This is a genomic window from Zavarzinella formosa DSM 19928 (assembly GCF_000255705.1).
In the GTDB taxonomy this organism is placed as follows: domain Bacteria; phylum Planctomycetota; class Planctomycetia; order Gemmatales; family Gemmataceae; genus Zavarzinella; species Zavarzinella formosa.
This window is the reverse complement of sequence record NZ_JH636444.1, coordinates 631,427-632,260: the sequence shown is the minus strand read 5'-3', so window position 1 is coordinate 632,260 and position 834 is coordinate 631,427. Positions and strand designations below refer to the sequence as shown.

Annotated in this window: 2 protein-coding genes; one reads left to right on the top strand and one right to left on the bottom strand. The window is 64.4% G+C overall.

Features of this window, described 5'->3' with window-relative positions; translation table 11 throughout:
• Positions 1 to 319 precede the first annotated feature (319 nt).
• Entirely contained in the window at positions 320 to 559 is a 240-nt protein-coding gene (locus BGIM_RS0131765) for a helix-turn-helix domain-containing protein (protein WP_020473700.1), read from the bottom strand.
• An 89-nt stretch (positions 560 to 648) separates the two neighbouring features.
• On the opposite strand from BGIM_RS0131765, the gene BGIM_RS65080 reads away from it, so the two are divergent.
• On the top strand, positions 649 to 834 hold a 186-nt coding region (locus BGIM_RS65080), incomplete at its 3' end, for a hypothetical protein (RefSeq protein WP_029630968.1).

Genomic DNA, 834 nt, shown 5'->3' with positions numbered 1-834 from the left:
ATGATCGTCCGGTATGGCTGCCTGCTGGCGGCGGTGATGGCCGGTCTTGTCTTCGTCATGCTTCAGTAAGGCCGGGCAAACCAGCCTTTTGCGGACCGTGTTCATCGATTCGCCTGGCTTGTGATGCGCGGATTGTTGATTTCCGTCCGACCCTTCATGAAGGACCGAAGGTTCCAAGTCGGGGGGCCGGATGGCTTGAGAGGTTTTTGGAAGAAGAACGGGCGGCTTGACGAACTTGCCCGGTGGGTGGAAATCTGCCCGGCCGGCTCAGCGTGGTCTGTCACGGAGAACCTCATGAAATTCCCCGCGACACCGGCGGTCAGTCCGAGGCTTCCATGATCTTGAACAGGCCGGAGGCGGGCATTTGAAGGGCGGCCGCCAGCCGGGCGATGATGACGAGGCTGGGATTGCGGCGGCCTCGCTCGACATCGGACAGGTAGGTCCGGTGCAAGCCGGCGGCCTCGGCCAGGTCCTCCTGGGTTAGTTTGAGGGTTTCCCGGCCGGAGCGCACCGCGAACCCGAACCGCTCCCGCACGCCGGCCTCGGCCTTTTTCGCCATGCGGGCACGTTAACCCGATGTCGCCGATCGTGTACATCGTCGATGAGTGACATTCGCCGTCCTCCGGCGGCGAATCGGAGAATTGGACCATGAACGACCTGGATCGCCATTTCATCCTTCAAGATAACGGCCGCAAGGGCCCCTACACGACGGCCGAGTTGCGGCAAATGGCCGGCGACGCCCTGCTGCCGCCGCAGACCCTGACGGAGCCGGAGTCAGGAGGGTCGCCCGAGGCGCTCGCCATTGTCCTCGGGCGGCCGGCCTGTCCCCGCCCG

Coding starts and splice junctions, on each gene's coding strand:
- BGIM_RS0131765 (WP_020473700.1), bottom strand. CDS start 559: ATGGCGAAAAAGGCCGAGGCCGGCGTGCGGGAGCGGTTCGGGTTCGCG.